Consider the following 1,254-nt stretch of genomic DNA (forward strand, 5'->3'; position numbering starts at 1 on the left):
TGGAGTGCGCCCCTTGAGGCGGACAGCGCGACGGTAAGCAATTGACCGGGAAGCCGGGCTTTCGAAGGATGAAAGCCCATGGTTCGACATCGATCCCACAGCATCGAATTCAAGCGCCAGGTGGTGCAGGATTACCTGGCGGGCGAGACGCTCCACAGCCTCGCTCGACGACACGATCTGTCGCGCAACCTGATCCGCATCTGGATCCAGAAGTTCGAGGCCGGCGCCTTCGACGACGAGGCCGCCGCCGCCGATACGATCGAAGCCTACGAGGCGCGCATCGCCGCGCTGGAACGGCTGGTCGGCAGACAGGCCCTGGAGCTCGAGTTCCTAAAGGGGGCTCTGAAGCACGGACCGCGGCCGAGAAGCGCGACTACATCCGTCGTCACCGGCCCCGCGGCATCTCCGTCGCCGAAGGATGCCGGCTGATGGGGATCGCGCGCTCGACCTATTACGACAAGCCGGCCACCAGCATCGACGACACAGCGCTCGTCGAGACGATGGCGGCAATCTCCGATCGTTTCGAGGCCTATGGCTACCGCCGGATGCAGGCAGCGCTGCGGCACCGCGGCTTCGTCGTCAATCACAAGAAAATCCGACGCCTGATGCGCCAGCATGATCTTCAGCCACGTCGGCGCCGGCGCTACGTCGCCACGACCGATAGCGATCACGAACTGCCGATCTTCCCGAACCTGGCGAAGAACATGGTCCCGGACGGACCGAACCAGCTCTGGGTGGCCGACATCACCTACGTCGCGATCACCACGGGCTTCGTCTACGTCGCCGTCATCCTCGACGCTTGGTCGCGCAGGGTCGTCGGTTATGCCATCGGCCGCTCAATCGACGTCAGGCTGACGCTGGCCGCCCTGCACTCGGCCATTGAAAAGCGCAGCCCGCCACCAGGTTGCGTCCATCACGGCGACCGCGGATCGCAATATGCTGCCGGACGCTACCGGCAGGCCCTGGCCGAACATGCTCTCGTCGGATCGATGGGTCGCCGCGGCAATCCTTACGATAACGCCAAGGCCGAGAGCTTCATGAAGACGCTCAAGGTCGAAGCCGTCTATCCGATGGCCTACGAAACCTTCGAGGACGTCGCTGCCGACCTTCCACGCTTCATCGATCAGGTCTACAACGCCAGCCGACTGCACTCCGCGCTCGGCTATCTCAGCCCGCAGCAGTTCGAGGATCAACACGCCCGGCTCATGGTCAAATCCGCAGCCTGATCCTGTCTACCCGCAAGGGCGCACTCCA

2 protein-coding genes are annotated in these 1,254 nt (G+C 63.9%); both read left to right on the forward strand.

Annotated elements, in window-relative coordinates; all coding sequences use genetic code 11:
- Window positions 1-123: 123 nt before the first annotated feature.
- Window positions 124-429, forward strand: a complete 306-nt coding sequence (locus NUV79_RS25175) for a transposase (RefSeq protein ID WP_374679334.1) — start codon at window positions 124-126, stop codon at window positions 427-429.
- Window positions 378-1,226, forward strand: a complete 849-nt coding sequence (locus NUV79_RS25180) for an IS3 family transposase (protein ID WP_257735808.1) — start codon at window positions 378-380, stop codon at window positions 1,224-1,226. Before NUV79_RS25175 ends, NUV79_RS25180 begins: the two co-directional genes overlap by 52 nt.
- Window positions 1,227-1,254: the final 28 nt, after the last annotated feature.

This window comes from Allobosea sp. 47.2.35 (assembly GCF_024655635.1).
In the GTDB taxonomy this organism is placed as follows: Bacteria; Pseudomonadota; Alphaproteobacteria; order Rhizobiales; family Beijerinckiaceae; genus Allobosea.